The sequence below is a fragment of the Mucilaginibacter robiniae genome (assembly GCF_012849215.1).
In the GTDB taxonomy this organism is placed as follows: domain Bacteria; phylum Bacteroidota; class Bacteroidia; order Sphingobacteriales; family Sphingobacteriaceae; genus Mucilaginibacter; species Mucilaginibacter robiniae.
In genome coordinates, this window is record NZ_CP051682.1 from 188,073 (window position 1) to 212,113 (window position 24,041).

The following is a 24,041-nucleotide window of genomic DNA, read 5'->3' on the forward strand; positions in this document are numbered from 1 at the left end:
TCAAGTGGCTAATAAACTAATCAGAACCAGCAGCAAACTGACAAAAACAAAAAATACAATCTGGAAATAATATACATACCAGCGCATGGCATTCAGAAACTGCTTAGTTTTACGCCTGAGCCATCCATCATTCGGTTTTATGAAAAAGATATCCTTTTCTTCCACCACCTCTGCCCTGATCTTCTTTTCTATTTCACGTGAGAAACGCTGAGGATCAATGTAGCCGCCACAGTACAAACAGCGATCATCTACACCTCCTCTCCACAAGGTCCATTCTTTGCAATGCGGACATTTTATTTCGCTAACCTTGCTCATACATCACGTTCCCTAACTCAAATATACTACATAAATCAGGCTTTTGTACCCCATTAAACTCCACGAAAAGCACAGTTGCTTTCTAACGTATGAAAAGGTTAAATTAGCACTCACTTATATTTACATGTTAGAAATTGTTTTTCAGGATGACTACTTGGTAGCCATCAACAAGCCGCATGGCCTACTAGTACATCGCTCATCTATTGCGGCTGATGCTGAAGATTTTGCCCTGCAATTACTACGCGATCAATTAAACCGCCATGTTTATCCTGCACATCGGCTTGATCGAAAAACAGGCGGTGTATTACTTTTCGCATTGGATAAATCTAATGAGATAGCCATGCAGCAACAATTCGCTGCCAATTTGGTTAATAAAAAGTATTGGGCTGTACTACGCGGCCACACACCCACTTCAGGTGAAATCGACTATCCACTACGTAAGGAAAACGGTGCCATACAAGAAGCGTTTACCGCCTACACTATGTTAGCCCATGCTGAACTACCGGTGGCTTTTGGGCAGCATACCACCTCCCGTTATTCGTGGGTTGAAGCCCAACCAGCTACTGGGCGCATGCATCAGTTAAGAAAGCATTTCAGCCATATCTTCCATCCCATTATTGGCGACCGGACACATGGCTGCAACAAGCAGAACAAATTGTTTACCGAAACCTGGCAGATGAATACTATGCTTCTACATGCCGTAGAGCTTAACTTTCAGCATCCGGTAACAGATCAGCAGGTAATGATCAGAGCCAGTGTACAACCTGAGTTCAGGCGCATGATGGACCTAATGGGCTGGACTCAACCTGACTGACATTTTTTTTGAGTAATACTTAGCAACCAAATACCTCAGGGTACAAAGCAGCCGCTTTAAAGATAAAGTTCATGGAATCGGTAACGTAAATACCACCATCTTTTACCTGCTGCAATACTTCAGGGGCAGGCATAGTCAGCACTTCTATGGCTTCAGTTTCATCTGGCTTTTGCACGGAATTAAACTCAGCATCAAACACGATATATCCATATGTTATTTGCCGGGTTTTAGTAGGGTTATTAGATATTTTGCCAAGGGATATTAGTTTGTCGGCTGTCGTTTTAATGCCGGTCTCCTCCTCTAGTTCGTTCAATGCTGATTCAACTAACGTCCTGCCTTTCTGTTTCATACCACCAGGTAGTTCAATCAAAATTTCACCTAAGCCATGCTTATATTGTTTCACCAAAACAACCTGGTTGTCGGGTGTTACTGCCAGTACCATTACTACATCTCCTAAAGGCGCAAAGTAATAATCATCAACAATCTGCCCATTAGCCAGCTGCACTTTATGCAATAGTAATGGAAACCACGGGCTTGGTGATACATCCTGTTCTTCCAGAACAATCCACTTTTTAATAGGTGCTGTATTCATAGGCAGCTAATGTAAACAAATCTTTGATAACAGGTTTATTGTGGGTTAGCGTTAGTATAATGCATTTTATACAACATATAAATGCACCAACTGACTATTTAATTGGGAAGCGTTTTCTATAGCTTACACAGTGGCCTAATGCATTCAATAAATTTTGCATACTATTAGCAACTTGCGGCACAGATTAACAGCAGTAAAAAAGGCCGGTTTACAAACCGGCCTTTTTTATTCCTTTGCATTACCTTATTTGCCAAAAGAATAAAATAGTGAAACGGTTAAGCCACTCGTGGCCAAGTTCAAGCCAAATGAATCTGACTTTTGGTGTTGGAGTGATTGTTTCTGATCGGTATGACTATAAGCTAATGAACCCAGCGTAGTAGCCAATCCGAATCTTTTGGTTGGAAAGTAAACAAAATCCAGGCCTATACCTGCATCAACAGACTTATTTGTTTGTGCACCAGTATCATTAACCTGATTATTATAACTATCGCTGCTTTTACTATATTGATATTGCACAAAAGGCCCGGCTCTAAAGCCTATTTTTTGTTCAAACATCAAATATTTTCTCAAATAAATTGATCCAGAAATAGCATGCGCTGTATTTTCAATCGGTGTATTGACAAAGTTATAGCCTGTGTTCGTGTATTTAGTTTTTACATGATTATAGCCAACACTAGCACCCAAATCTAAATTATCAGCTATAAAGTAACTGTAGTTAGGACCTATAGAAAATTGATTGCTCCGATAATCGGTAGTATAATCATAAATAGAGTTGGGTCCAATCATAGAATTGCTATTGGTACCTTTTGAAGTTGTTAAACCCAAAAATCCTCCCAAGAGCTGATTACCTTTTTGTGTTTGGGCTTTTGTAGCAAGTGTGCCCAACAAAGCGCAGGTAACTGCGACAAGTTTTTTATTGATCATATACTGTGATAAAATTTGAAGCCGCTAAAATAGTATTTTTAGGAATAAAACTTCATCACTGGTTACATGTAAATCAATAACGTAGTAGGTATATTACGGTTATATAATCAACTTCGGTTTGTCTACAATAAATACTAAGCATTACACATAATTTACAAAAAATGGGTTGCAATAATAAGATAGGTTATCTTATTATTGCAACCCATTCGTAAAACAAATCTCAATATAATACTTTATAAAACTTTAGATATACCTCACAACTATTTGTATATTAACGAATAACTTGTATCTAATATCAGCCAAAGGATTTAACTAAGCAAAATATTAGTTGGTTTTCCAAATAGTAAAAGCTACTTCCTTTTCGATGTCATCACATTGAATTACAACTGACAGGTTTTCACCCCGATGATCAAAAGTATGGCTTACCACATCTTGTACTTCTTGTTTAATTTCTTTGACCTTACCATCAAAATCAGCATCAGGAATTCGAATCATAATTTGGTTCATGTAAGAAGATATACTTCCATCGAAAGTACAATCTTTCTTCAACTGCTCAACTACTTGTGCTTTTAAAGTCTCCATGTTTGGTATTTAACAATAGTTATTAAAATAGAATATTTTAACTAAATCGGGTACTGTTAAGCTTGAATAAAGGGGCAAACAGGCAGAATAATAATCTTGTTATTACTTACAAAATATATCCAAGCTACGTAACAATCTTTGAAATACGTAAACTTTACGAAGCTGCTTGGGTCAATAACGTATTTGTTTCACAAATATTGTACAAGCCTAATCTTTTTTAGTCTTGGTTTATATTCTAACTATTAAAGCTAATGCCTACAGCCAACTGCCACTTACAAACACACTGTTATTTCCTTAATGTATCATTATACAACTAACAAACCGCAAACACTTTGCTGATTAAAACCTTATTGTAATTAAATCTATAACGGCTCAGCCGGTAAATAGAAATATTATGGAGATTAAGCTTTACATTAAATATCTGGTTTTCGGCATACCCGTACTTATTATCGTATTCAACCAGCTAGCTGTTTATTATGGTCGCCAGCAGGTATATGACAGTAGGAAATGGATGCACTATATCCGGAACGTATTGGTACTTATCTGGATTATAGCAGTAGGAATAATGCTGATGCATAAATACCAGGATAAACCTTTAACACCATACCCTGGACCGCGTTTACCTACAAAATCTAAGTAAGTAAACGAGCATTTAAAGTAGTTAATATACGTGAACTAATATAAGACTTAAAAGCAGCAATCTACAGACAATTAGTGACATATCTACAATACAAAAGGGGCGTATAACAAATAGTTATACGCCCCTTTATCAGAAAATTTAGATTATAAGTTCTGTAAAAAATTTGCTGCGCAGAAGCCCTCTATACCATTATCTGTTTTAATGTAATACCAATTGTTATACATACGTTTCAGCAGTTGCACTTTAGAATGATGAGCCGCTTTACCTACAACATCATACTCTGTACCTGGTCCGCGGCGTACATTCAAATTCGAATTGGCTGTATTTACCAGCATAAATATATTTTTAGCCGTTAAATCTTCTATCTCCAACAAGTTTACCATACTGGTAACTCCAGGTTGGTTTTTTAGTGCTGCTACAGCCTTATCGCCAGTTGTGGTATCAGACACAGTGCCAAACAACGTAAGTACGCCATTGGTTAAATCGGCCTTAAAGTTTTGTACTGTAATACCTGCATTTTTAAGTAAGGTTTCGTAATCGTTGTGTTGCTGCTGATCGGCAACAGCTTTATTTACTGCATCAAATAAGCCCATGTTTTTTATTTTACAGCCATACAGGTCACTGTATTGCCTTGGTTAGTTAATTTTAATTGCTCATCACTTAAGTCATCAATGGTATAAACCGTACTCCCTTTACCAGCAGCCGATACGGTAGATAGTGTTTTACCATCTTTATCCATAGTATATGTACCCTCATCAGCACCAATACCTCCGGTAGTATTATAGTGCCCATCTTTGGTAAATATCATTTTAGCATCAGCCATCATTGCATTTTTAGTTGATTCCGGCAGTTTGATTTTAGTATCAATTTTAGTTACCTGCCAGGTATTCACCAGTTTTTCAGGTGATTTTTTACCACATGAGGTAAGCGCTGCCCCTACCATAAAGAACAGGAATAAGCATCGATGTAATGTTTTCATAGTATTTGAATTTATGTTTTAACATTAAACTGCGGACCTTGTTTCAGCAACTATTCACAGTGTTTATCTACGTTAATCACGTTCACGAGTGTTCACAATCAGAAAATGAACACCTTCCCTTATTTCAGAAAGCGCCTTATCTTATAATCAAGTTAATGTCATCTCTGTAAGCGACATAGGCATATCGAAAAATTCCGATATACATTTGTAGCATGGATCAGGTAGAAATTTTCAAAGCGCTATCGAACAAAACCCGATTGCAAATATTACTGTGGCTTAAAGATCCGCAGCTTAACTTTCCTGAACAAGCCGAGAAAGGCTTTGATGCTGGTGTTTGTGTAGGTCAGATACAAGCTAAAGCTGGTTTAACGCAATCTACTGTATCTGAATACTTGGCTACCCTACAGCGTGCAGGATTGGTTAAAGCTACTCGTGTAGGACAATGGACCTATTATCAACGCAACGAAGAAAACTTTGCTTTGCTGAGCCAATTGATTCAATCTAAAATTTAGAAACACTTAACTCTATAATTATGAATACAAATAGCTTATTCAGTCCCTTTCAACTGAAATCATTAAATATAAAGAACCGTTTGGTTATGGCACCTATGACACGGTCTTTTTCGCCAGATGGTGTGCCTACGCCTGAAGTAGCCGCCTATTACCGCAAAAGAGCTGAAGGCGAAGTTGGTTTAATTTTATCAGAAGGCACAGTGATTGACCGGCCATCTTCATCTAATGATAAAGATGTTCCGCACTTTTATGGCAACCAAGCTCTAGCCGGTTGGCAGAACGTAATTAATAATGTACATAGCGCCGGTGGTGCTATGGGACCGCAAATTTGGCATATGGGTATTATGGACAACCACGCTTCAGGATGGACACCAGCTGAACCGTTTGAAGGTCCATCAGGTACCAATCGCCCAGATAATAACAACGGCAAAACCATGACTGAAAGCGATATTGCCGATACTATTGCTGCATTTGGCCGTGCTGCTGCCGATGCTAAGCGCCTGGGTTTTGATTGCGTTGAAATACATGGTGCACATGGTTATTTAATTGATCAGTTTTTCTGGGAAGGCACCAACGAGCGTACAGATATTTACGGCGGTAAAAACTTGCCAGAGCGCAGCCGTTTTGCCTTGGAGGTAATTAAAGAAGTGCGTAAACAAGTTGGTGATGATTTTGCCGTGATTATTCGCCTATCACAATTCAAGCCTTCAGCTTATGATACTAAAATAGCCCATACACCTCAAGAACTTGAAGCTTGGATTAACCCTATGGCTGAAGCCGGTATAGATATTTTTCATTGCTCACAACGCCGCTTCTGGGAACCTGAATTTGAAGGTTCGGACTTGAACTTTGCAGGTTGGGCTAAAAAAGTAAGTGGTAAAGCTACTATCACTGTGGGTTCAGTTGGTTTAAGTGGTGATTTCTTTGGCGCTTTTGCCGGTGAAAGCTCTCAACCAAGTTCTTTAGATGAACTGGTACGCCGTATGGATCGTGGCGATTTTGATTTAGTTGCTGTTGGCCGTCCACTATTATCAGACCCATTCTGGGTACAAAAAATACGCGAACAACGCACCAATGAGTTGAAAGGATTCAGCAAAGAAGCTTTAGCGCAGTTAATAATTGATTAATTGTATCAAGTTTATTATACTACATAAGCCCTAAAGCTATGCTTTAGGGCTTACTTTTTTATCTTATTAGGTGTATAAATATCTGTAAATGTAAGTTTTATCTATATTACATCAACAATATCAATCAAGCTAAGCCAGCAAAAAGCCCTACTTTGCGCAAACATTTTAAACGTTTATTGTTAACCTAATATCATGAGTACGCAACCCACATCACCCGATATTTTTGAATTAGCCCGTTCTAATAAGGCTGAAAAATTAAAAGAAGCTTTAACCGGCGCTGATATTAATGCTACAGATAGCCGAGGCTCTACCCCACTGATTGTTGCAGCCTATTATAATAATGCTGACGCTGTAAAGGTTATATTAGTGTCTGGTGCAGATACAGACTTGCAGGATGGTATGGGTAATACGGCCTTGATGGGCGTTTGCTTCAAAGGCTACACCGAAGTTGGCCAGTTACTACTAGAACATGGTGCTACAGTTGATTTACCGAATGGTAATGGTGCTACTGCTTTAACTTTTGCAGCAACCTTCGGCCATACACCATTAATTAAACTATTATTGGAACACGGTGCTAACAAAAACTTACGCGACCGTTTTGGTAAAAGTCCGATTGATTATGCCCGCATTCAGGAAAATATTGAAGGTTTGAAATTATTAGCCCCTGAGCTCCTGGAAGAAGAGTAAAATAGTATAGCTTTCCTGATTATAATTTTTAAAGACCTGTTTGCATGCACCACCAATTGAATAATGCTGCTATAAATGGTCGATTCAAGGTGAGCAAGGCTATGAGCATTGTGGGCATCGGTTATATACTAGCTGGCCATATAATTGAAGGTCGGGTTGAAGCAGGAAATATTATCAGGCTTAACCACTTAGATAATCTTGTTGCATATGTAGTTGACGCTGTTGAAACCATTGAATATGGAGAAACTAACAGTAGGGAAACGGCTCTAATACTAGAGCCAGTTTTAAATGGTTTTTCAGCGGAAAAGTTTTATGCTTTAGAAGGTCATAAGCTGGATGTTTCAAACAGAGTGTAAATAATTTTGCTTTCTTCTAAGTTAAACAACTTATAGGAGTAATAATTTCTATCTTTACAGCGTTCAAATGTTTTCATAAGTATAATATTGAGCCGGTACGTTGTGTTGTTCGTACCGGCTCTTTCCGTTATATACAACTGATATAGCTAACAACTAGTCTAATTTAGTACATACTTTATATAGCTTTTGAAATAGCTATATACAATTTTTCACATCCCGAATAAACCTTAAGGTCTGAGTTAAGTTTAAGTATTAAATACAAATACCATGAAGATCCTTAAAACGTTCGCTTTGCTGTTATTTACAGCCATGACATTGAGCTTTGCTGACGCCGAAGCTAAAACTACTTCAGTTAGTCATTCAGTTAATACTACTGCTATCAGCCCGCAACAACACTGGCGCCCAGGTTACGGTCATCGCGTCTATCGTCGTCGTGTATATCGCAGACGTGCCTTTTACCGTCATCGTATGATGGACAGACATCGTTTTTATCACCGTCGTTACTAAACGTTGTATCTGATTAAAGTATAACTTACTAAATAATAAAAGCTGTATCCTACAATAGGGTACAGCTTTTATTATTTAGTAAGAATCCAAGAGTACATTTTAATAATATAAAGGCCTTAACGCTACACATGGCAACATCTACTTAACTCTCAAATAACAACCTTTAATTAGAAGCAAATAATTAAAAAAAACTATTAAATAATATTTTGAAAAATTCAATTTTTTTCCGTTAATTGCGTTGTTAAGTAAGCATGCTTAACCTGTAATATTTTAATTAAATGAACATTTTTGTAGGAAGCCTTCCCTATCGCTTAGAGGAAGCAGATTTGAAAGAACTCTTTGAAGCATACGGAGAGGTAAACTCAGTAAAGCTAATTATTGACCGTGAAACCGGCAGAAGCAAAGGTTTTGGTTTTGTTGAAATGCCTGACAGCGAAGCTGCTCAGAAAGCCATTGCTGGCCTTAACGGTGCTGAAGTAAGCGGCCGAGCAATTGCTGTAAGCCAGGCTGAAGACAGAAAACCTAGCGGTGGCGGTGGCAGCCGTGGTGGTTTTGGCGGTGGCAACCGTGGTGGCGGTAGCTACGGTGGTGGCAACCGTGGCGGTGGCAACGGTGGCTATCAAAAAGATAACAACAGAGGCGGTGGCCGTTGGAGCTAATCGCAAATTATAATTATATAAACGCCGACTAAATTTAGTCGGCGTTTATTTTTTGAGTATCTCTTCTAGTTCCAACATATTCAAGCTGCTACTTACAGCAGCTGAGCTACTCTTATGCTCAATCTTTTTCAGGAAAAGCTCGGTTGAGCTTAAATTGTTGGCATACAATAACGTTCCCCAACCTATTCCAGTACTATCTACAAAATTCAACTTTTCATACATTTATATTTAATTTACGGTTAAACTTTCAAATAAGGCTATAGTCAGATATTAAAAGTATGATGCTTAACCGCATTCAACCAACTAAATTATAAATGACTATGAAACGTATAACATTTTTAGCAGTATTAGTAGTTGCATTATTTACTATCAACTCAGCCAAAGCACAAGTAGGCGTACACGTAGGTTTAAATTTTGGCACACCATATTACTATCATCCACACTACTATCGTCCGCAACCGGTTATTGTAGCACCTCCTGCACCAGTAGTTTACAATGAGTACGGATATTATGCACGCCCTGCCGCTCCGGTTTATTACCGACATGCTTATTATGCAAGGCACTTCTACCGCCCACGTATGGTTTACCGCAGATGGTAATTAAACGTCATAAAAAAAGCTCCTTGAAAATCAAGGAGCTTTTTTTATGACGTTTTAGACTAGTACATAGTATTACAGCAGCTCATCTAACTTCTTGCGCAACGCTGCTGGCTCTAAATTATGTTCTATAATTGTTCCAGTTTTGTCAATCAGAAAACTGTTGGGTATAGCATAGATACCGTAAATACTAGCTACTTTGCTATTAAAGGCTTTTAAATCTACCACATTTGTCCATGGTAGTTTATCATCATTAACCGCCTGTTTCCAATTACTGTAATTAGCATCTAAAGATACTCCCAAAATCTCGAATCCTTTGCTTTGATACTGCTGATAAACTTTGATTAGCTGTGGATTAGCCATCCGGCATGGGCCACAATTAGATGCCCAAAACTCTAAATAAATAACTTTATTATTTAAGCTAGATAAGCTAGTAGCCTTACCTTGTAATGTATTTAACTTAAAATCAACGTATTTATCTCCTATCTTAATATCCCGATTATAGTTGATATAATTTTTTATGCTTTTGCCATAGTCGGACTGCTTTATTGCCGGACTCAAATAACTATATAGTTGCTTTACTTTTTGTTTACCCCATTCTTCTTTATAAATATTTAAATCATTACCACTCACCAATGAGTTGCCGTTATCCCTAATAAATTGTTGCTCAATTAACATCTCCTGATCTATTGAAGCATTAAGTTGTCGTCTTAAATGTTGCGTGTAAGTTGAAGATGTATCTTTGCCAATAAGTTGCTTAAGACTAAACTGCTTAGCTCTTACAGGCATAATCACCTTATTAAGCTTATTTTGGGTAAGTTGCGTAAATGATCCTTTAACTATGGCCTGTTTAAACTTTCCCTTTGTGGCACTGTAATGTATAACTGTATTTTCAATCCATAAGTAACTATAATCCTGGCTATTTGGTAACAGCAAAAAAAAAGGCTTAGCCTTAACCTTTAAAGTACCTTTTATCAGGAACTTACCTTTCTTTAATATGGCTGAATCTAAGTTACTTTCAGTTTCTGAATCATGCAAATAAATCTTGGTTCCGTCAGGGTAGCCTTTTATTTCACCTATAATCTGGAAACCTTTTTTATAAGATAGTGGTTCTTTGTTCTGAATAGTTTTATAAACGAAAGCAGTTGATAGTAGGCTTATAGTAGCTGTTGCAAATAACCATTTCGGTTTCATAGCATTTGTGGTTTAGGATGAATACTTTAAATATACTAATTTGTAACTACTTCACAATAACATCCCATAAAACGTAAAAAGCCCTGCTTACTTATTGTAAGCAGGGCTTTTTAAATAAAGTTTTACTTATGCGCCTTGAATAGAATCATTCACTTCGCTTGCAGTACCTTTTACTTTTGATTTTGCAGCGCCGTAAACATCAGAAGCTGCATCTTCAGCATCTTCTTTGTACTCGTTTGCGCTACTTACTACACCATTTAATTTAGTTTTAGCTTTATCAACCAATGATGTGCTGTATTCTTTCAGATCATCAGCAGTAATCTGCGCTTTATCTTTGGTTTTTTCAATTAAGTCATTCACGTAATCAGCAATGTCTTCACGTAGTTCTGAGCCACTTTCTGGTGCTAATAATAAACCAATTGCAGCACCTGCTGCAGCGCCTACTAATAATGCTGCGATAACTTTAGTTTGATCTTTCATGTTCAATTCTTTTAAGTAGATGATTTCTTTTATAACAACATTTAAAACTTATGGTTTAATTAATTTTTACAAAAACGTAAATAAACCTATTAGAAAGTAGTTTTTATTATACCTATGGTGTTATTAATGGAATAGAAAAGTAGAAAACAGACCCTTTTCCTTTTTCACTTTCTACCCAAAATTTACCATTATGGCGCTTAATAATTTCAGCAGCTACATATAACCCGATACCAAAGCCTGAAAAGGTTTGTTCATTACGGCCTTCTACTCTATAAAAACGATTAAATATTTTATTCTGATCAATAGGATTGATGCCAATACCATAATCTTGCACAGCAACCAAAGCTTCATTATACTTTATAGATAATTTAACATCTACTCGATCATTTTCTGGAGAGTATTTAATGGCATTAGTCAGGAAATTGGTAATCACCTGTGCTATTCGGTCACGATCAGCCAACACGGTACAAACGCCTTCATGCTGGTAAACAATATCGTGGTGAGTAGCCGTATGCTGCACCTCTTCAACAGTTTCCTTCAGCAAATCATTTAACTTTACAGGTTCAGTATTCAAGCTTAACTGACCACTTTCCATTTTAGAAACATCCAATAAATCTGAAATTAAACGCGTAAGCTTGCTGATCTGCTTGTTAACTGTATTAAGCGATTTTTTCAAAAAATCATCATCATTGGCATCTTTATAAATATTAAGTAGCAATTGTACATAAGCTTTGATAGAAGTTATAGGAGTTTTAAGCTCATGGCTAGCCATGCCAATAAAATCATTTTTTATCTGCTCATGTTCTTTCATCTCGGTGATATCCATACCCGAGCCAATAAAACCAGCAAATGCTCCATCAGGCGAAATATGTGGTACCCCTTTCATCCCAATCCACCTGTAGGCGCCACTGTTGCTTTTCATGCGGTATTCAATATAGAATTCTTCACGGGTATCAAAAGCCTTATTGTAGCGTTCAGCTACCCCATTCACATCTTGCGGATGCAGTAAATCACTTTGTAAATAGCCGCTATCAAAAGGTAAATGATGAGTGTCTGTAAATTGTAGCCAGCTTTTGTTCAGAAAAGTAGTTTCTTTTTCAGTATCCGTCATCCAGATAAGTACCGGAGCAGAATCGGCAATATTTCGGAAACGTTCCTCACTATCCTTTATTAACTGCTCTGCATTCTTGCGCTCTGTAATATCCATACACGATCCTACATAGCCTGCAAAATTGCCGTTTGCTAAATACCGGGGTTTACCGCTGGCTGCTACCCATTGGGTTTTACCATCATTACGAAGTACTCTGAAATCAATCTCAAATTTTTTTTTCGAGTTACCATCACGTATATAACGCATGATTACATGCTCACGATCTTCCGGCATCACAAATTCAACCCAACCACGGCCAAAATGAGCTTCTTTAGGTTGCCCTGTCCAATCAACCCAAGTCTGGTTTACAAATGTAATATTACCTTTAGCATCTACCATCCATAAGGCCGCATCTGCCGCATCAGTCATATCGGTAAGTAACTGTTGATGATCAACAAGCTGTTTACGAGAGGCAACTTTAGTTGTAACATCCAATCCGGTAATTACCACGCCATCAATATGCCCCTGTTGGTTGTAATATGGTGAATATACAAAGTCAAAAAACGTTTCTTTAATCAAGCCATTATGCCAGTTAGACAGTACGGCAAAATCATGCATATAAGCAGTTTCGCCAGTATCATAAACATGCTCTACAGTTTCAAACCAGCCTCTCCCATCCAATTCCGGCCATATCTCACGCATAGGTTTATTTAGCAGATCCCGACCTGACCAAAGCTTGTGGAACACGGGATTAAAAAGCTCGCAAACACCTTCGCGCCATCGTAAAAGAACAACGGGCCCCGGCATTTGCATAAACAAATGTTTCAACTGATTATCAGTCTGATAAAAACTACCGGTTGATGAACCAGCATTATCTGTTTCTGGCAGCATATAATAGATGTTAAAACTAAAGTCACTATTTAATTACACAATATCAACTATAATCTCCAATTCACTAGAATATTGTGTGTTACATTTATTTGGTATCAGCGAAACAGCCTATGTATACCTTTTTTTAATAAAAATAACGCTAAGCTGCTTACCAATAATTTGCAACAATTCAATTAAATGAAGTAAATTTCGCAGCCTTTTGTCTGACCCGTAATCCGATACTCTAATAACACATACTGATGACAGATTTTAAAGTTGATCTTACTAATTGTGACCGTGAACCTATACATATTCCAGGTAGAATACAGGCGCACGGCTTTTTAGTAGCTGTAAACAGTGCTGGTACAATTTGCTACATTAGTGAAAATGTTGCTTACTTTTTATCTGTTGATGCCCGTCAGTTGCTTAACAAAGATTTGCCCTATTTAGAATCTGTGCTTTTGCATGATGAGGTGCCCGGCTTTTTAAACCAAATATTAAACCTGGGGCGCCATGCTAAAAGCTTTGACAACTTAAATCCTTATTTGATTAATACTGATAATGGGCAATATAATTTAATCCTATCTAAATCGGGTGAGTATTACTTGCTGGAGTTTGAACCTGCTACAGGTGCTGCTGAACTGGACATTCAAAAAATTATAGGCAAATCGGTTACAGAAATGCTGGCAGGCAAACAACTCAAATATTTACTGGATAACGCCGCCCTACAGATCAAAAACCTGATTGGTTATGATCGTATCATGATTTACAAGTTTTTGGAAGATGGCCATGGTCATGTAATAGCCGAAGTTAAGAATGATGATCTGGAACCTTTTTTAGGTTTGCATTATCCAGCTACTGACATACCAAAACAAGCACGTGAACTTTACAAGCTTAACTTAACTCGTATTATCACGGATGTAAATGCCGAAGCTTCGCCTATCTTAACCTTAGCTCCGGATAATCAAACACCTAAACCGCTCGATTTAACCTGGTCATCACTTCGGGCTGTTTCGCCTATCCATATTCAATACCTTAAAAATATGGGAGTAGCTTCCAGCTTCAGTATTTCATTGATGCATCAGGATGAGCTATGGGGTTTAATTGCTTGCCATAACTATACGCCACGCTTTATTAACTTTAAAGCACGTGAAGCATCAAAGTTAGTAGGACAAATTATTTCTTCGGCACTGGAGTTTAAACAGGTTGAAGAAACATCGACCAAAACAGACAACTTTAAAACTGCATACGAAGCACTTAATGATTTGCTTCGTAAAAGTGATAATATTGTTGATGCAGTAACCAGCCACTCAACAACACTGCTACAGATAGTAGATGCTACGGGTGCAGCTATTGTTTTTGAAAATCAAATTACCACTCTAGGGCAAACACCAGATACCGAAGAATTAGAACAACTGCTGGAATGGTTGAAAAACCACATGGAAGACCGCGTGTATTACACAAACAATCTTCCGATAGTTTATTTTCCAGCCAAAACCTATAGCAATATAGCAAGCGGCTTGCTGGCTTGTACTCTATCTAAAGAAATGGGCGAGCTGATGTTGTGGTTTAAGCCGGAACAAGTAAGTACCGTAAAGTGGGCAGGCAACCCGGAAAAACCCGTTGAAGTAGACGATAACGGATTTGCTAATTTAAGTCCACGTAAATCATTTGATGTTTGGACGGAAACTGTAAGATACACATCGCAACGCTGGCAGCGGGAAGAGATTGCTTATGTGCTACGTTTGCGAGAAGAAATGGTATATGCCATTAACCGGCAAGCTAATGAAATACGCATACTGAACGAAAAATTGAAGCAGGCTTACGAAGAGCTGGATACCTTCAGTTTTACAGTATCACACGACTTGCGTACGCCTTTGTCAACCATTAAAAACTATTCAGAACTTTTGCTGGAAGTTAATACCAGTTTAGATGACGACGCCCGCAAAATTCTGAGTAAAATAATTGGCGGTGCTGATCGGCTAAACTTCCTGATTAAAGAAGTGTTAAACTATTCGCGCATTGGGCGTTTAGAAATTTCCCATACCCGAATTGATATGGGTAGTTTGATACATGATTTGGAAAGTGAGCTAGTTGTAGCATTAAAGCCTGAAAACCTGCAGTTAACCATTGGCCCAACTCCTGATCTTTACGGAGACCCTACTATGTTAAGGCAGGTATTTGCCAATTTGCTTAACAATGCCATAAAATATTCCAGCCGTTCTAAGCCATCAATAGTGCAGGTAATGGGAAGTGAAACTTCAGCTCAAATTACCTATACCATCAGTGACAATGGCATAGGTATTGATTTAAATTATTATAACCGGATATTCGACCTATTTAAACGCATGGACAATGTGCGTGACTATGAAGGTACAGGTGTAGGTTTGGCTATTGTGAAACGTATTATTGAGAAACACAATGGCCGTATCTGGGTTGAAAGTGAATTAGGAAAAGGAACAACATTTTACGTGGCTTTTAATAAATATGAGTAATGGTAGCACCTGATATTTTGTATATTGAAGATAATGATGATTTTATTAATGTTGTGGAGCGTGCTATAGTACAGATAGACAACAAAACCATACTAAAAAGTATTGACGACGGCAACCAAGCTTTACAAACCTTAAACAAACTGGCAGAAAGCAAAACAATACCTAAGCTCATTCTGCTTGATTTAAACTTACCGGGATTGTCAGGATTAGATATATTGAAACGAGTTAAAGAAACACAGCCCTTACGCTATGTTCCGGTAGTTATATTTTCAACTTCTGATAATCCGGCAGATGTACGTACATCGTTAGAGTTCGGGGCTAATGCTTATGTAACTAAACCGCTAGGTTATTTAAACCTAGTTAAGTGCCTTTCGTCTATACATGAGTTTTGGTTGAATACCACCAGCACGTATTCTGCTTAAAAGTTTTAGTTATTATAATCATAACATACCGTATGAAAAAGAAAGTAATTTTCGGCTTATTTATGCTATTGGGAACTTCAAAAGTCTTTAGCCAAACAGCTATCACCGCTAAAGATGCAGCCAAACACATCAATGAGCAAGTAACCATAACCGATAAAGTTTTTGGTGGCAAATTTTTGAGTAATTCTAACATTACCTTACTGGATATAGGCGGCACTCACCCTAACGAACTTCTAACCTTACTGATTAAAGGTGATGACCGAAAAAAATTCAGCACTCCACCAGAAGAAGCCTTTAAAAATAAACAAGTTACAATTACCGGCACTGTAATAGATTATAAAGGTAAACCTGAAATTATCATCACTAGCCCTGATCAAATTAAAGCTCAATAATTTTATAACCAGTGATGGTCATACATAATAAGGTATGACCATACACTAATAAATATCAGCGTACTTATAATTGGCGAAACCCGCCTGAGCAAACGATCATAGTAAGTTCCGCTTACTAATGGAAACTCAAACTCCTGGTCGTGTCCATTATTACTTTGCCTGTAATTTTTAGTTAGCCTATTCATTTGTGCGATGCTGCTTATAATATCCAGCAGCGTAAATACGGCTATAGATAATCCTATCAATGGCATTGCCATGCCTAATTCCCTCTGCAAGGTTTTCATATCCGGCGTTGGTGCCATAAATACTACCGAAGCTGAATATATACCGAACAAAAATGCCTGTGCATTAATCAACCATAATAAGCGGCCACCAATGGCCATATCCTGAGTTTGTAACTGCTGTATAGTTACTACGTATAACGTTGATGCAGGCTGATTTTCGGTAGGCATAATATCCTGGTAACAAGCTATAAACAACAAGGTTTTAAAGGTATATATTATGATGAATACATTACATTAAAATACTGCCAAACTTGGGCTATGGCACGGTTATTAAGCTCATAAACTACACAAACAAATCTTATTTGATGCCTGAGTTTAATCCGAAACAGATACTATTTACTCCTGATGCCTTGAACGAACGAGCAGAAGTTATTACTGCACAATATCCTGATGCCAGCATGATGCAAATAAAGCAGCATAACCGTTTGCCTGAAATTGATATGCCGCATTACAAAGCCAAATCAGATATTTTGGTATTAGGTAAACTTAAGACTAAAGAAGTTAAGTTTAGCGGACGCAGCTCAGATTTTATTTCACCGAGCCTGGCAAATGGTTGTTATGGTGGTTGTGCTTACTGTTACGTTGATCGTCACAAAAAACTTAACCCTATCACGGTATTTACCAATGTAGATGAAATTTTAGCCACGGTTGATAAGCATGTAATGGCTCAGCCCTGGCCACGTGTACCCAATCAAACCGACCCGTACTATTATACTTATGATATTGGTTGCAACTCAGATATCTCAATCGATTATGACATATCAAATAGTATAGCTGACGTTTTCCAGTTTTACAAAAGTCACCCTCGTGCTAAAGCTACTTTTGCTACCAAATTTGTTAACCGGAACATGCTTAACTTTGATCCGCAACGCAAAGTGCGTATCCGCTTTAGTTTAATGCCTGCTGCAGTTAGCCGCTTGGTTGATGTACGTACGGATAGTGTTGAAAAGCGCTTGCAAGCCATTAATGATTTTTATGAGGCTGGCTATGATGTACATGTCAACTTCTCTCCTGTTATAGTTTATGATCGTGTACGTGGTGTGGAGCGCGACTGGGAAGAAGATTATCGTGAGTTGTTTCAGCAGCTAAACGCTTCCGTTAACCCAGACGTGAAGAAACAAATGGATTGTGAAGTTATCTTTTTAACTCATAACGAGTGGCAGCACTTAGCTAATTTAGAAATTAACCCTCAGGCTGAAGAGTTGTTATGGTTGCCGGAATTGCAAGAAATTAAACAAAGCAGCTTTGGAGGCATTAATATCCGTTACGAGCATAACATTAAGGCCAAAATGATAAATACCTTCATTAATATACTTACTGAAGAAATACCTTGGTGTGGCATACGGTATATTTTTTAGTGTGTGCTTAGTCGTTGGTTTTACACAGGCACAAAGAACTTAGCTCGCTATGATTTAACCAGATATATAAACAAAAGCAGCACGTTTAAAACGTGCTGCTTTTGTTTATATATGCAACCACTATATATGATTAGAGTAATTAGAAGTGTTTGTCAAAAGTTATAACTTGTTTAAATCACAACATATATTAATGTAACGAATCAGCATTTTTGTTATCTGAATTGTTAGATATAGCTTTAAACATAGCTGCTGAATTCTCAATTAACTGTTTTTTAGTTTGCTCCTGTTCATGCTGATGCATCAAAGTTTGCAAGCTCCAATTTAGTTCAAGTAAGTTAGACACCTGTTTGGCCAGTACCTTTATAGACGTGATTTGTGTGTTAGTTAATGAGCCAGGCTTTGAATCCAGTACACATAATGTTCCAACCACGTAACCATCAAAAGTTTTCAGCTGTGTGCCTGCATAAAAACGCACGTAAGGCTCATTAATTACCACAGGCAATTGTGCAAACCTGCTATCTTGTGTAGCATCAGTTATAATTAGCAAACCATCGTTTCGTATGGTATGGTTACAGAATGACAACTCTCTATCTCCGCATTCCATTTCACCCATACCTACAATAGATTTAAACCATTGTATATTATCATCTATCAAACTAATAACTGCGATTGATTTTTCACAAATTAGTGCAACCAGGTTAGTTATTTCATCCAGATCACGTTTTAAGCCAGCATCTAATTGCTTAAAACGTTCCACTGCTTTCAGACGTTCAATTTCACTGCTCATCATTAGTTTATAGTTCATCAACTATAGCGTATCAATCTACTACTAATATAATAAAGTATTTCCGAATGTCAAGCATATTTGAATGCACAAAGGTACCCAACGGGAAAATGTCTAAACTATCTGAAAAACAGAAGATACTATCAAGAAAGAGTAACAAGAAATACCTCATAGCAAACGCATTTAAACCAACTACATGAAACAGGGAGTTTAGCAATCAAGCCTGTGCATCAATTTCTTTACCCAAATGTTGTATTTGTTCGGGACCTAATAACAAGCCGGCATGTTGATGCGGCTCATAAATCCAAATGCTATGCTCGTTTTTAAAAATGCAACCACATAGTTGGTCACAATAAAACAAGTCATAAACCACTGCTGTACTTTCATCATCACGGCTTTTCACAACAACAGCCATGGGATGATCTTTCATGGGAATATCTATTTCAAATGTATTTGCCATATAAACTTAAACTAAAAAACAAGCACATGGTTCTGCCAGCCCCTAGATTTTTAAGCAACTACCAATAATAATCTAACTACACAGATGCAAAACTTGCTACCTGCTTTAAGCTAACAACCTTAATTTCTTGCCCAACTTGTATAATTCCTTCTCCGGCATGCAATAAATTCTGCCCAAAATAAATCTTGTTATTCCTCTTACGATAAGTAGATAATATTTTTAGCGGCTCCACTCCAGCTATTGCATTTTGCTGGTTTACTCCTATCATGGTGCAACGGGCACACAGCTTCACTCCATAAAAGCTTATGGAACCTATGGTGAAATGCTCCAATTGGTCTTCCCAATAAGGTTCGAGCGCTGTAATCACCATATTAGGACGAAAACGGTTCATGGGTACCGCTTCGTTTAAACGGCTATTTAAATCATCAAGCGAGTTCTGGCTAATTAGTAATAGCTGGTATTCATCTGCAAAAGAGGTAATATCATCCGGTGAGGCATAGCGCAGATCAATCCCCCTGTGGGTTTCATCAGGCATATAAACCAGCTTACAAGTGTAACCTAATTTTCCAGTAAACCACTTGCTAATAGCAGTACTTACCAGTTGAGCCTTACATTGGTCGTTCCAGATTGTTACTTCAATGTACTCTGTGGTAGTAGGTTGAAAAGGTATAACAATTGAGCAATCATCTGCATAGGTAACCTGTAAACCATTAACTACGAAGTTTAGCTTGAATAAAGCAAGCTGGGGCAAGGTACGTTGAGATAGAAATTGGTTATGTTCATCTACCAACATCCACCGACGGTCATGCTGTAAGCCCCGACTAGTTACCTGTGCTTCGGTAACTGATATTCCACCTAACGATTTTACAGGATAAATATAAAGCTGACTAATTTGAAACACGACACACAATAATAAAGTTAAGGTATAAAGATACAGGTTTTACCTACTTAAGCACTCAACGTGTTTTTGATGAACTGCAAGGCCATAATTATTTTATGTAATCAGTAAAAGGTTTAATAAAATTATTTACACTAACGCTTACTACTCTTTGTTTGCTTTAGCCTCTAAATGCAACTCGTAAAAAGATTTTAACATGGTAAGCGGCATATTGAATTTTTGGACGTTGATTTTTTTCAAAAAATTATCATTCAATTCAAAGTAACCTGATATTTGCTTAAATTTATCTAATGTTAATGATTCAAATCCCATTGACCACGTTGTGAAATTTCTTTTATCAATTTCTGACTCATTCAACAATATTACATTGTAGTGCCGTGAGTCTTGCGCTATTTTTTCGTATATTTTTATTACATCAGCCTTCTCTCCTTCCAGTACTTGTATAAAACGCCCACTTTGCTGTGATGAAAATTGCCCTTCAATATAAAGCAGCATTCCCGTAAGATCATGCTCCAGGTTACTCTTTCTAGACTCTAACAATATGTTGAGCAAATCCGACTCTTGCATTAACTTAGCTGCTTTGCTGGTGTATATTAAATAAAAAGGCATTATCAATATGGAATAGGTTTATGCAATATTAGCACATACATACAAGACCCGTAATATGTCTATAAATTTTTACCAAAATAATTAATTTGATATGCATAATACTCTATATTTATGTAATACTTATTAACAAAATCAAGTATTTACACCACTAATAAAGCAAGTATTTATACCTATACGCAAAAACCATCTATATCTATCTTTGTAGTAAGCAATACATCTATGGATATTTTACTTACACCCAAGGTGCTAGGCTACCTGATTAAACATGGTTATAAATATTGTATGGCTAAGTTCGAACTACAAGACAGTGTTGTATCCATTACATTGTTGCCTGCTAAAAGAAAGCCCCTACTCAGCGTATTAAGAAAAAAATACGACCATTACTATTCTATAACTGAAGAACCATTTCAAATGGTATCAGGCTTAATTCATGCAGGAAGTCGTATTTATATTAAGCTAAACAAGCAAGAATTACAAACTTATACAGATGCATCGTAGGTTCGCTAGTATTTAATTAAACTTCCTGCATTAAAGGCTTTCATATCAAGGTGAAAGCTTTATACAAAAAAGAGCCTTCTTGTACCACTTACAAGAAGGCTCTTTTTCAAATGTTTATTCAAGTCCTAATTATTGGCCTTGACTCATGATAGCTGTTCGTTCTTTATCTAACTCAGCTAATTTTTTCTGCTTTTTATTCAGCTGTGATGTAAGACTTTTTATTTTTTTGTTTTGATCTTTTAATTTGTTGTTTGCTTCTTTAGCACTTTCAGCTTCGCTATCAGCCTTTTTTGCTTATTTTTCTTCTTTTTTAATATCGGATAAATTTCCGCCAGTAGCTTTGTCCGCCTGTTGTTTACTAGCCATCGCGGTAGCCTTGGCATCAGAAGCGTCTGATTTGCTAGCCGATTAATAATCTGGCAGTTTAGCTTTTGCTTCTGTAAGTTGATTGTTTAAGTCAGTAATTTCAGTATTTACTTTTTTGTATTCAGCATTAAGCTTTACCGTATCGGCTAAAGTTTTGTACTTCTGAGCAAAAGCATGTGAAATAGATAAAATGCATATAGCTACTATAGCTGTAAACATTTTCATTTTGTTGGGCGTAGTCATAATGTTTATACAATCCTTTGTTCAAGAATCAATCCATACTATACCTAATTTGTACTTGATCTCCAACAGAGTAGTCATATCACAACACTGTTACATATTAAACATTATTCATAACAAGCACGGGGTACAATGATAATTATAAAACATCCGATAAGCTTATTTATGAGAACACCTGTTATTGTAACTATTATCACTAAAGGAGCTATAAACAAAATATGATGTTTTAGTATGCCCCGAAAAAATACTTAATTTTGTCTATCCACTATTACCTGTACATGAATCATTCTAACGCCCGTTTCAGCGACCGGCAACTGCTTGAGATTTTAGCGCTTTCTAAAGATGCCACGGCAATATACTCATCTGAAGATATTACAATTGAGATGGCAAACGATGCTATGCTAGGCTTATGGGGTAAAGACCGAAGCATTATCGGGCTAAATTTAGCGGATGCTGTTCCCGCACTTAAAGATCAGCCTTTTTTAGGCTTCTTGAAAGAAGTATGGCGAACCGGTATTACTTATGAAGCAAAGGAGTCATCAGCAACACTGCAAATAAATGGACAACTCCAAACATCGTACTTTGATTTTGTTTACCGTGCTATTAAAAACAACAATGGTGAAACCTGTTGTATTTTACACACAGCTACAGATGTAACTGAGCTGGTATTGTCAAGAACAGCAAGGGAGAAAACAGCGACTGAGAACCGTTTGCTTAACGAACAGTTAACAACCACCAACCAGGAGCTGTCGGCAGTTAATGAAGAATTAACAGCAACCAATGAAGAACTACTTACCTTAAGCAATCAGGTTCTACTAGCGCAAGATGAACTTCAAAAGCTTTACGATAAGTTATTAGAAAGCGAAGAACGCTTCAGAGCAATATTTGACCAAGCCCCATTAGGCATGTGCCTGCTGAGAGGACGAGAACAGGTGATAGAACTTGCCAATGAAAACATACTCAAAATTTGGGGAAGGCGGTACGAAGAAGTAATTGATTTCCCTCAAAGTGTAGCCCGTCCGGAACTTGGAAATCAACCTATATTACAGTGGTTAGATGAAACTTTCACATCAGGTACAACTCGAATTAATACTGAAATAGGTATAAAATTATATGACCAAGGTACATTAAGAGATGCGTATATTAACTCTGTTTACCAACCAATAAAAGATAATCATGGTACAGTAACTAGTATATTGGTTATTCTGGAGGATGTAACGCAAAGAGTAGAGCAAAAAAAACGAGAAGAACGTATTCAGGAAATGTTTAACATGGCTGTACAATCGGCCAATTTGGGTACTTGGTATATTGATGCAGAAACCAGAGAATTTGTACCTTCTCTTCGATTAAAGGAATTGTTTGGCTACTACCCGGACGAGATTATGCCCTATGATGTTGCCATAACCCAAATAACTGATGAATATAGAGACCTTGTAATTAAAGCAGTAGAAAATTCTATTAACAAAGGGGAAAGTTATGATTTGGAGTACCCTATTTTAGGCTACCATGATAACCAGCTCAGGTGGGTACGAGCAACCGGAAAAGTATATCAACCAGAAGATGGCAAGCATGCTCATTTCTCAGGCACTATCTTAGATATTACTGAACGCAAGCTAGATGATATACGTAAGAATGATTTTATTGCTATTGTTAGCCATGAACTAAAAACGCCCCTTACATCGGCAAAGGCTTATATACAAGTACTCAGCGCCAAAGCAAAAAAAGTACAAGATAATTTTACTGCCGCCACCCTCGACAAGGTAGATGCGCAAATTAACAAGATGAACACCCTGATTAAGGGTTTTTTGGATGTAGCTCGACTAGAATCAGGTAAAATCCATTTAGCTACTCAAACTTTTAATTTGCAGGATTTATTGAAAGAAGTAGTGGATGAATCAATTCTATATACCAACAGCCATCAATTCACTTATACACCGTGCCAACCTATAAATATTACTGGTGATAGAGAGAAGATACTGCAAGTCATAAACAACCTGCTTAGTAATGCAGTAAAGTATTCGCCTCAAGGGAAAGCTATTGAAATAAGTTGTACTATAGAAAACGGCATGGCTAAAGTGTGGGTAAAAGACGAAGGTATGGGCGTTAAGCCGGAAGATCAAGCTAAGCTATTTGACCGCTTTTACCGGGTGGAAACTAAGCATACCCAAACGATATCGGGTTTTGGTATTGGTTTATACCTATGTGCCGAGATCATTAAACGGCATCATGGAAACATTGGGGTAGAAAGTAACGCAGATACAGGTTCAACCTTTTGGTTTACTCTACCCATCACTGCTGAATAAAGCAAGTT

The 24,041-nt window shown here is 37.4% G+C and carries 31 protein-coding genes; 15 read left to right on the plus strand and 16 right to left on the minus strand.

Annotated elements, in window-relative coordinates; all coding sequences use genetic code 11:
- Positions 1-315 carry a hypothetical protein gene (locus HH214_RS00845; protein ID WP_169605536.1) on the minus strand — a complete coding sequence of 105 codons (315 nt, stop codon included), beginning with the start codon at positions 313-315 and terminating at the stop codon, positions 1-3.
- A 124-nt stretch (positions 316-439) separates the two neighbouring features.
- On the opposite strand from HH214_RS00845, the gene HH214_RS00850 reads away from it, so the two are divergent.
- Positions 440-1,129 carry a pseudouridine synthase gene (locus tag HH214_RS00850; protein WP_169605537.1) on the plus strand — a complete coding sequence of 230 codons (690 nt, stop codon included), beginning with the start codon at positions 440-442 and terminating at the stop codon, positions 1,127-1,129.
- Between the two features lie 19 nt (positions 1,130-1,148).
- On the opposite strand, the gene HH214_RS00855 is transcribed toward HH214_RS00850, so the two are convergent.
- The 3 genes from HH214_RS00855 to HH214_RS00865 form a co-directional block, all read right to left on the minus strand.
- Positions 1,149-1,721 (minus strand): NUDIX hydrolase, encoded by a 573-nt coding sequence (locus tag HH214_RS00855; protein ID WP_169605538.1) that lies wholly within the window; start codon positions 1,719-1,721, stop codon positions 1,149-1,151.
- A 243-nt stretch (positions 1,722-1,964) separates the two neighbouring features.
- On the minus strand, positions 1,965-2,645 hold the full coding sequence (locus tag HH214_RS00860; protein ID WP_169605539.1) for a porin family protein: 681 nt from the start codon (positions 2,643-2,645) through the stop codon (positions 1,965-1,967).
- Between the two features lie 324 nt (positions 2,646-2,969).
- On the minus strand, positions 2,970-3,227 hold the full coding sequence (locus HH214_RS00865; protein ID WP_169605540.1) for a hypothetical protein: 258 nt from the start codon (positions 3,225-3,227) through the stop codon (positions 2,970-2,972).
- A gap of 394 nt (positions 3,228-3,621) precedes the next feature.
- Here HH214_RS00865 and HH214_RS00870 point away from each other — a divergent pair, with 394 nt between their 5' ends.
- Positions 3,622-3,867, plus strand: coding sequence for a hypothetical protein (locus tag HH214_RS00870; protein ID WP_169605541.1), 246 nt, complete (start codon positions 3,622-3,624; stop codon positions 3,865-3,867).
- Between the two features lie 143 nt (positions 3,868-4,010).
- Here the strand turns inward: HH214_RS00870 and HH214_RS00875 are convergent, their stop codons facing one another.
- Positions 4,011-4,460, minus strand: a complete 450-nt coding sequence (locus HH214_RS00875) for an SH3 domain-containing protein (protein ID WP_169605542.1) — start codon at positions 4,458-4,460, stop codon at positions 4,011-4,013.
- A 5-nt stretch (positions 4,461-4,465) separates the two neighbouring features.
- On the minus strand, positions 4,466-4,846 hold the full coding sequence (locus HH214_RS00880; RefSeq protein ID WP_169605543.1) for a hypothetical protein: 381 nt from the start codon (positions 4,844-4,846) through the stop codon (positions 4,466-4,468).
- A 212-nt stretch (positions 4,847-5,058) separates the two neighbouring features.
- Here HH214_RS00880 and HH214_RS00885 point away from each other — a divergent pair, with 212 nt between their 5' ends.
- The 6 genes from HH214_RS00885 to HH214_RS00910 all read left to right on the plus strand — a co-directional run bounded on the left by HH214_RS00885 (position 5,059) and on the right by HH214_RS00910 (position 8,694).
- A complete protein-coding gene (locus HH214_RS00885; protein ID WP_169605544.1) occupies positions 5,059-5,358 on the plus strand; it encodes an ArsR/SmtB family transcription factor in 300 nt (99 codons plus the stop codon).
- 20 nt (positions 5,359-5,378) lie between these two features.
- The gene (locus HH214_RS00890; RefSeq protein WP_169605545.1) at positions 5,379-6,485 is read left to right on the plus strand and encodes an NADH:flavin oxidoreductase; all 1,107 of its coding nucleotides are present in this window, start codon (positions 5,379-5,381) and stop codon (positions 6,483-6,485) included.
- Positions 6,486-6,677: 192 nt separating this feature from the next.
- Positions 6,678-7,172 (plus strand): ankyrin repeat domain-containing protein, encoded by a 495-nt coding sequence (locus tag HH214_RS00895; RefSeq protein ID WP_169605546.1) that lies wholly within the window; start codon positions 6,678-6,680, stop codon positions 7,170-7,172.
- Between the two features lie 44 nt (positions 7,173-7,216).
- A complete protein-coding gene (locus tag HH214_RS00900) occupies positions 7,217-7,528 on the plus strand; it encodes a hypothetical protein (protein ID WP_169605547.1) in 312 nt (103 codons plus the stop codon).
- A 267-nt stretch (positions 7,529-7,795) separates the two neighbouring features.
- Positions 7,796-8,035: a hypothetical protein gene (locus HH214_RS00905; protein ID WP_169605548.1), complete on the plus strand. Its 240-nt coding sequence runs from the start codon at positions 7,796-7,798 to the stop codon at positions 8,033-8,035.
- Positions 8,036-8,313: 278 nt separating this feature from the next.
- A complete protein-coding gene (locus HH214_RS00910) occupies positions 8,314-8,694 on the plus strand; it encodes an RNA recognition motif domain-containing protein (protein ID WP_169605549.1) in 381 nt (126 codons plus the stop codon).
- Positions 8,695-8,739: 45 nt separating this feature from the next.
- Here the strand turns inward: HH214_RS00910 and HH214_RS00915 are convergent, their stop codons facing one another.
- Entirely contained in the window at positions 8,740-8,916 is a 177-nt protein-coding gene (locus HH214_RS00915; RefSeq protein ID WP_169605550.1) for a hypothetical protein, read from the minus strand.
- 98 nt (positions 8,917-9,014) lie between these two features.
- Between HH214_RS00915 and HH214_RS00920 the strand changes: the two genes are divergently transcribed.
- Positions 9,015-9,293 (plus strand): hypothetical protein, encoded by a 279-nt coding sequence (locus HH214_RS00920; protein WP_169605551.1) that lies wholly within the window; start codon positions 9,015-9,017, stop codon positions 9,291-9,293.
- Positions 9,294-9,365: 72 nt separating this feature from the next.
- Here the strand turns inward: HH214_RS00920 and HH214_RS00925 are convergent, their stop codons facing one another.
- From HH214_RS00925 to HH214_RS00935, 3 genes are all read right to left on the minus strand, one after another.
- On the minus strand, positions 9,366-10,484 hold the full coding sequence (locus HH214_RS00925) for a TlpA disulfide reductase family protein (protein WP_169605552.1): 1,119 nt from the start codon (positions 10,482-10,484) through the stop codon (positions 9,366-9,368).
- A gap of 126 nt (positions 10,485-10,610) precedes the next feature.
- The gene (locus HH214_RS00930; RefSeq protein ID WP_169605553.1) at positions 10,611-10,964 is read right to left on the minus strand and encodes a YtxH domain-containing protein; all 354 of its coding nucleotides are present in this window, start codon (positions 10,962-10,964) and stop codon (positions 10,611-10,613) included.
- A gap of 112 nt (positions 10,965-11,076) precedes the next feature.
- Positions 11,077-12,945, minus strand: coding sequence for a PAS domain-containing sensor histidine kinase (locus HH214_RS00935; protein ID WP_169605554.1), 1,869 nt, complete (start codon positions 12,943-12,945; stop codon positions 11,077-11,079).
- A 239-nt stretch (positions 12,946-13,184) separates the two neighbouring features.
- Between HH214_RS00935 and HH214_RS00940 the strand changes: the two genes are divergently transcribed.
- Genes HH214_RS00940 through HH214_RS00950 form a run of 3 tightly spaced genes read left to right on the plus strand, consistent with a single transcriptional unit; the run spans position 13,185 to position 16,233 of the window.
- On the plus strand, positions 13,185-15,419 hold the full coding sequence (locus tag HH214_RS00940) for an ATP-binding protein (RefSeq protein WP_169605555.1): 2,235 nt from the start codon (positions 13,185-13,187) through the stop codon (positions 15,417-15,419).
- Positions 15,419-15,841 carry a response regulator gene (locus tag HH214_RS00945; RefSeq protein ID WP_169605556.1) on the plus strand — a complete coding sequence of 141 codons (423 nt, stop codon included), beginning with the start codon at positions 15,419-15,421 and terminating at the stop codon, positions 15,839-15,841. Before HH214_RS00940 ends, HH214_RS00945 begins: the two co-directional genes overlap by 1 nt.
- A gap of 32 nt (positions 15,842-15,873) precedes the next feature.
- Positions 15,874-16,233: a hypothetical protein gene (locus HH214_RS00950; protein ID WP_169605557.1), complete on the plus strand. Its 360-nt coding sequence runs from the start codon at positions 15,874-15,876 to the stop codon at positions 16,231-16,233.
- Between the two features lie 2 nt (positions 16,234-16,235).
- Here the strand turns inward: HH214_RS00950 and HH214_RS00955 are convergent, their stop codons facing one another.
- Positions 16,236-16,685, minus strand: a complete 450-nt coding sequence (locus tag HH214_RS00955) for a hypothetical protein (RefSeq protein WP_169605558.1) — start codon at positions 16,683-16,685, stop codon at positions 16,236-16,238.
- Between the two features lie 137 nt (positions 16,686-16,822).
- Here HH214_RS00955 and HH214_RS00960 point away from each other — a divergent pair, with 137 nt between their 5' ends.
- Positions 16,823-17,875, plus strand: coding sequence for a spore photoproduct lyase family protein (locus HH214_RS00960; RefSeq protein WP_169605559.1), 1,053 nt, complete (start codon positions 16,823-16,825; stop codon positions 17,873-17,875).
- A gap of 187 nt (positions 17,876-18,062) precedes the next feature.
- Here HH214_RS00960 and HH214_RS00965 read toward each other — a convergent pair whose 3' ends face one another.
- The 4 genes from HH214_RS00965 to HH214_RS00980 all read right to left on the minus strand — a co-directional run bounded on the left by HH214_RS00965 (position 18,063) and on the right by HH214_RS00980 (position 20,626).
- Complete coding sequence (locus HH214_RS00965; protein ID WP_169605560.1) at positions 18,063-18,680, minus strand: GAF domain-containing protein; 618 nt, start codon at positions 18,678-18,680, stop codon at positions 18,063-18,065.
- A 196-nt stretch (positions 18,681-18,876) separates the two neighbouring features.
- Positions 18,877-19,119 (minus strand): hypothetical protein, encoded by a 243-nt coding sequence (locus HH214_RS00970; protein WP_169605561.1) that lies wholly within the window; start codon positions 19,117-19,119, stop codon positions 18,877-18,879.
- Between the two features lie 76 nt (positions 19,120-19,195).
- Complete coding sequence (locus HH214_RS00975; protein WP_169605562.1) at positions 19,196-20,020, minus strand: MOSC domain-containing protein; 825 nt, start codon at positions 20,018-20,020, stop codon at positions 19,196-19,198.
- A 141-nt stretch (positions 20,021-20,161) separates the two neighbouring features.
- Positions 20,162-20,626, minus strand: coding sequence for a BLUF domain-containing protein (locus tag HH214_RS00980; RefSeq protein ID WP_169605563.1), 465 nt, complete (start codon positions 20,624-20,626; stop codon positions 20,162-20,164).
- A gap of 219 nt (positions 20,627-20,845) precedes the next feature.
- Here HH214_RS00980 and HH214_RS00985 point away from each other — a divergent pair, with 219 nt between their 5' ends.
- The gene (locus HH214_RS00985; RefSeq protein WP_169605564.1) at positions 20,846-21,124 is read left to right on the plus strand and encodes a hypothetical protein; all 279 of its coding nucleotides are present in this window, start codon (positions 20,846-20,848) and stop codon (positions 21,122-21,124) included.
- A 408-nt stretch (positions 21,125-21,532) separates the two neighbouring features.
- Here HH214_RS00985 and HH214_RS00990 read toward each other — a convergent pair whose 3' ends face one another.
- Positions 21,533-21,733 carry a hypothetical protein gene (locus tag HH214_RS00990; protein WP_169605565.1) on the minus strand — a complete coding sequence of 67 codons (201 nt, stop codon included), beginning with the start codon at positions 21,731-21,733 and terminating at the stop codon, positions 21,533-21,535.
- A gap of 275 nt (positions 21,734-22,008) precedes the next feature.
- On the opposite strand from HH214_RS00990, the gene HH214_RS00995 reads away from it, so the two are divergent.
- Positions 22,009-24,033 (plus strand): PAS domain-containing sensor histidine kinase, encoded by a 2,025-nt coding sequence (locus tag HH214_RS00995; protein ID WP_169605566.1) that lies wholly within the window; start codon positions 22,009-22,011, stop codon positions 24,031-24,033.
- Positions 24,034-24,041: the final 8 nt, after the last annotated feature.

Excerpts from the sequence above, each read along its gene's own strand:
- HH214_RS00850 (WP_169605537.1), top strand. The coding sequence starts at position 440 with ATGTTAGAAATTGTTTTTCAGGATGACTACTTGGTAGCCATCAACAAG.
- HH214_RS00870 (WP_169605541.1), top strand. The coding sequence starts at position 3,622 with ATGGAGATTAAGCTTTACATTAAATATCTGGTTTTCGGCATACCCGTA.
- HH214_RS00940 (WP_169605555.1), top strand. The coding sequence starts at position 13,185 with ATGACAGATTTTAAAGTTGATCTTACTAATTGTGACCGTGAACCTATA.
- HH214_RS00925 (WP_169605552.1), bottom strand. The coding sequence starts at position 10,484 with ATGAAACCGAAATGGTTATTTGCAACAGCTACTATAAGCCTACTATCA.
- HH214_RS00930 (WP_169605553.1), bottom strand. The coding sequence starts at position 10,964 with ATGAAAGATCAAACTAAAGTTATCGCAGCATTATTAGTAGGCGCTGCA.
- HH214_RS00990 (WP_169605565.1), bottom strand. The coding sequence starts at position 21,733 with ATGACTACGCCCAACAAAATGAAAATGTTTACAGCTATAGTAGCTATA.
- HH214_RS00970 (WP_169605561.1), bottom strand. The coding sequence starts at position 19,119 with ATGGCAAATACATTTGAAATAGATATTCCCATGAAAGATCATCCCATG.
- HH214_RS00875 (WP_169605542.1), bottom strand. The coding sequence starts at position 4,460 with ATGGGCTTATTTGATGCAGTAAATAAAGCTGTTGCCGATCAGCAGCAA.
- HH214_RS00900 (WP_169605547.1), top strand. The coding sequence starts at position 7,217 with ATGCACCACCAATTGAATAATGCTGCTATAAATGGTCGATTCAAGGTG.
- HH214_RS00890 (WP_169605545.1), top strand. The coding sequence starts at position 5,379 with ATGAATACAAATAGCTTATTCAGTCCCTTTCAACTGAAATCATTAAAT.
- HH214_RS00865 (WP_169605540.1), bottom strand. The coding sequence starts at position 3,227 with ATGGAGACTTTAAAAGCACAAGTAGTTGAGCAGTTGAAGAAAGATTGT.
- HH214_RS00935 (WP_169605554.1), bottom strand. The coding sequence starts at position 12,945 with ATGCTGCCAGAAACAGATAATGCTGGTTCATCAACCGGTAGTTTTTAT.
- HH214_RS00915 (WP_169605550.1), bottom strand. The coding sequence starts at position 8,916 with ATGTATGAAAAGTTGAATTTTGTAGATAGTACTGGAATAGGTTGGGGA.
- HH214_RS00855 (WP_169605538.1), bottom strand. The coding sequence starts at position 1,721 with ATGAATACAGCACCTATTAAAAAGTGGATTGTTCTGGAAGAACAGGAT.
- HH214_RS00980 (WP_169605563.1), bottom strand. The coding sequence starts at position 20,626 with ATGCCTTTTTATTTAATATACACCAGCAAAGCAGCTAAGTTAATGCAA.
- HH214_RS00945 (WP_169605556.1), top strand. The coding sequence starts at position 15,419 with ATGGTAGCACCTGATATTTTGTATATTGAAGATAATGATGATTTTATT.
- HH214_RS00880 (WP_169605543.1), bottom strand. The coding sequence starts at position 4,846 with ATGAAAACATTACATCGATGCTTATTCCTGTTCTTTATGGTAGGGGCA.
- HH214_RS00885 (WP_169605544.1), top strand. The coding sequence starts at position 5,059 with ATGGATCAGGTAGAAATTTTCAAAGCGCTATCGAACAAAACCCGATTG.
- HH214_RS00920 (WP_169605551.1), top strand. The coding sequence starts at position 9,015 with ATGAAACGTATAACATTTTTAGCAGTATTAGTAGTTGCATTATTTACT.
- HH214_RS00950 (WP_169605557.1), top strand. The coding sequence starts at position 15,874 with ATGAAAAAGAAAGTAATTTTCGGCTTATTTATGCTATTGGGAACTTCA.
- HH214_RS00910 (WP_169605549.1), top strand. The coding sequence starts at position 8,314 with ATGAACATTTTTGTAGGAAGCCTTCCCTATCGCTTAGAGGAAGCAGAT.
- HH214_RS00985 (WP_169605564.1), top strand. The coding sequence starts at position 20,846 with ATGGATATTTTACTTACACCCAAGGTGCTAGGCTACCTGATTAAACAT.
- HH214_RS00905 (WP_169605548.1), top strand. The coding sequence starts at position 7,796 with ATGAAGATCCTTAAAACGTTCGCTTTGCTGTTATTTACAGCCATGACA.
- HH214_RS00895 (WP_169605546.1), top strand. The coding sequence starts at position 6,678 with ATGAGTACGCAACCCACATCACCCGATATTTTTGAATTAGCCCGTTCT.
- HH214_RS00845 (WP_169605536.1), bottom strand. The coding sequence starts at position 315 with ATGAGCAAGGTTAGCGAAATAAAATGTCCGCATTGCAAAGAATGGACC.
- HH214_RS00860 (WP_169605539.1), bottom strand. The coding sequence starts at position 2,645 with ATGATCAATAAAAAACTTGTCGCAGTTACCTGCGCTTTGTTGGGCACA.
- HH214_RS00965 (WP_169605560.1), bottom strand. The coding sequence starts at position 18,680 with ATGAACTATAAACTAATGATGAGCAGTGAAATTGAACGTCTGAAAGCA.
- HH214_RS00995 (WP_169605566.1), top strand. The coding sequence starts at position 22,009 with ATGAATCATTCTAACGCCCGTTTCAGCGACCGGCAACTGCTTGAGATT.
- HH214_RS00960 (WP_169605559.1), top strand. The coding sequence starts at position 16,823 with ATGCCTGAGTTTAATCCGAAACAGATACTATTTACTCCTGATGCCTTG.
- HH214_RS00955 (WP_169605558.1), bottom strand. The coding sequence starts at position 16,685 with ATGCCTACCGAAAATCAGCCTGCATCAACGTTATACGTAGTAACTATA.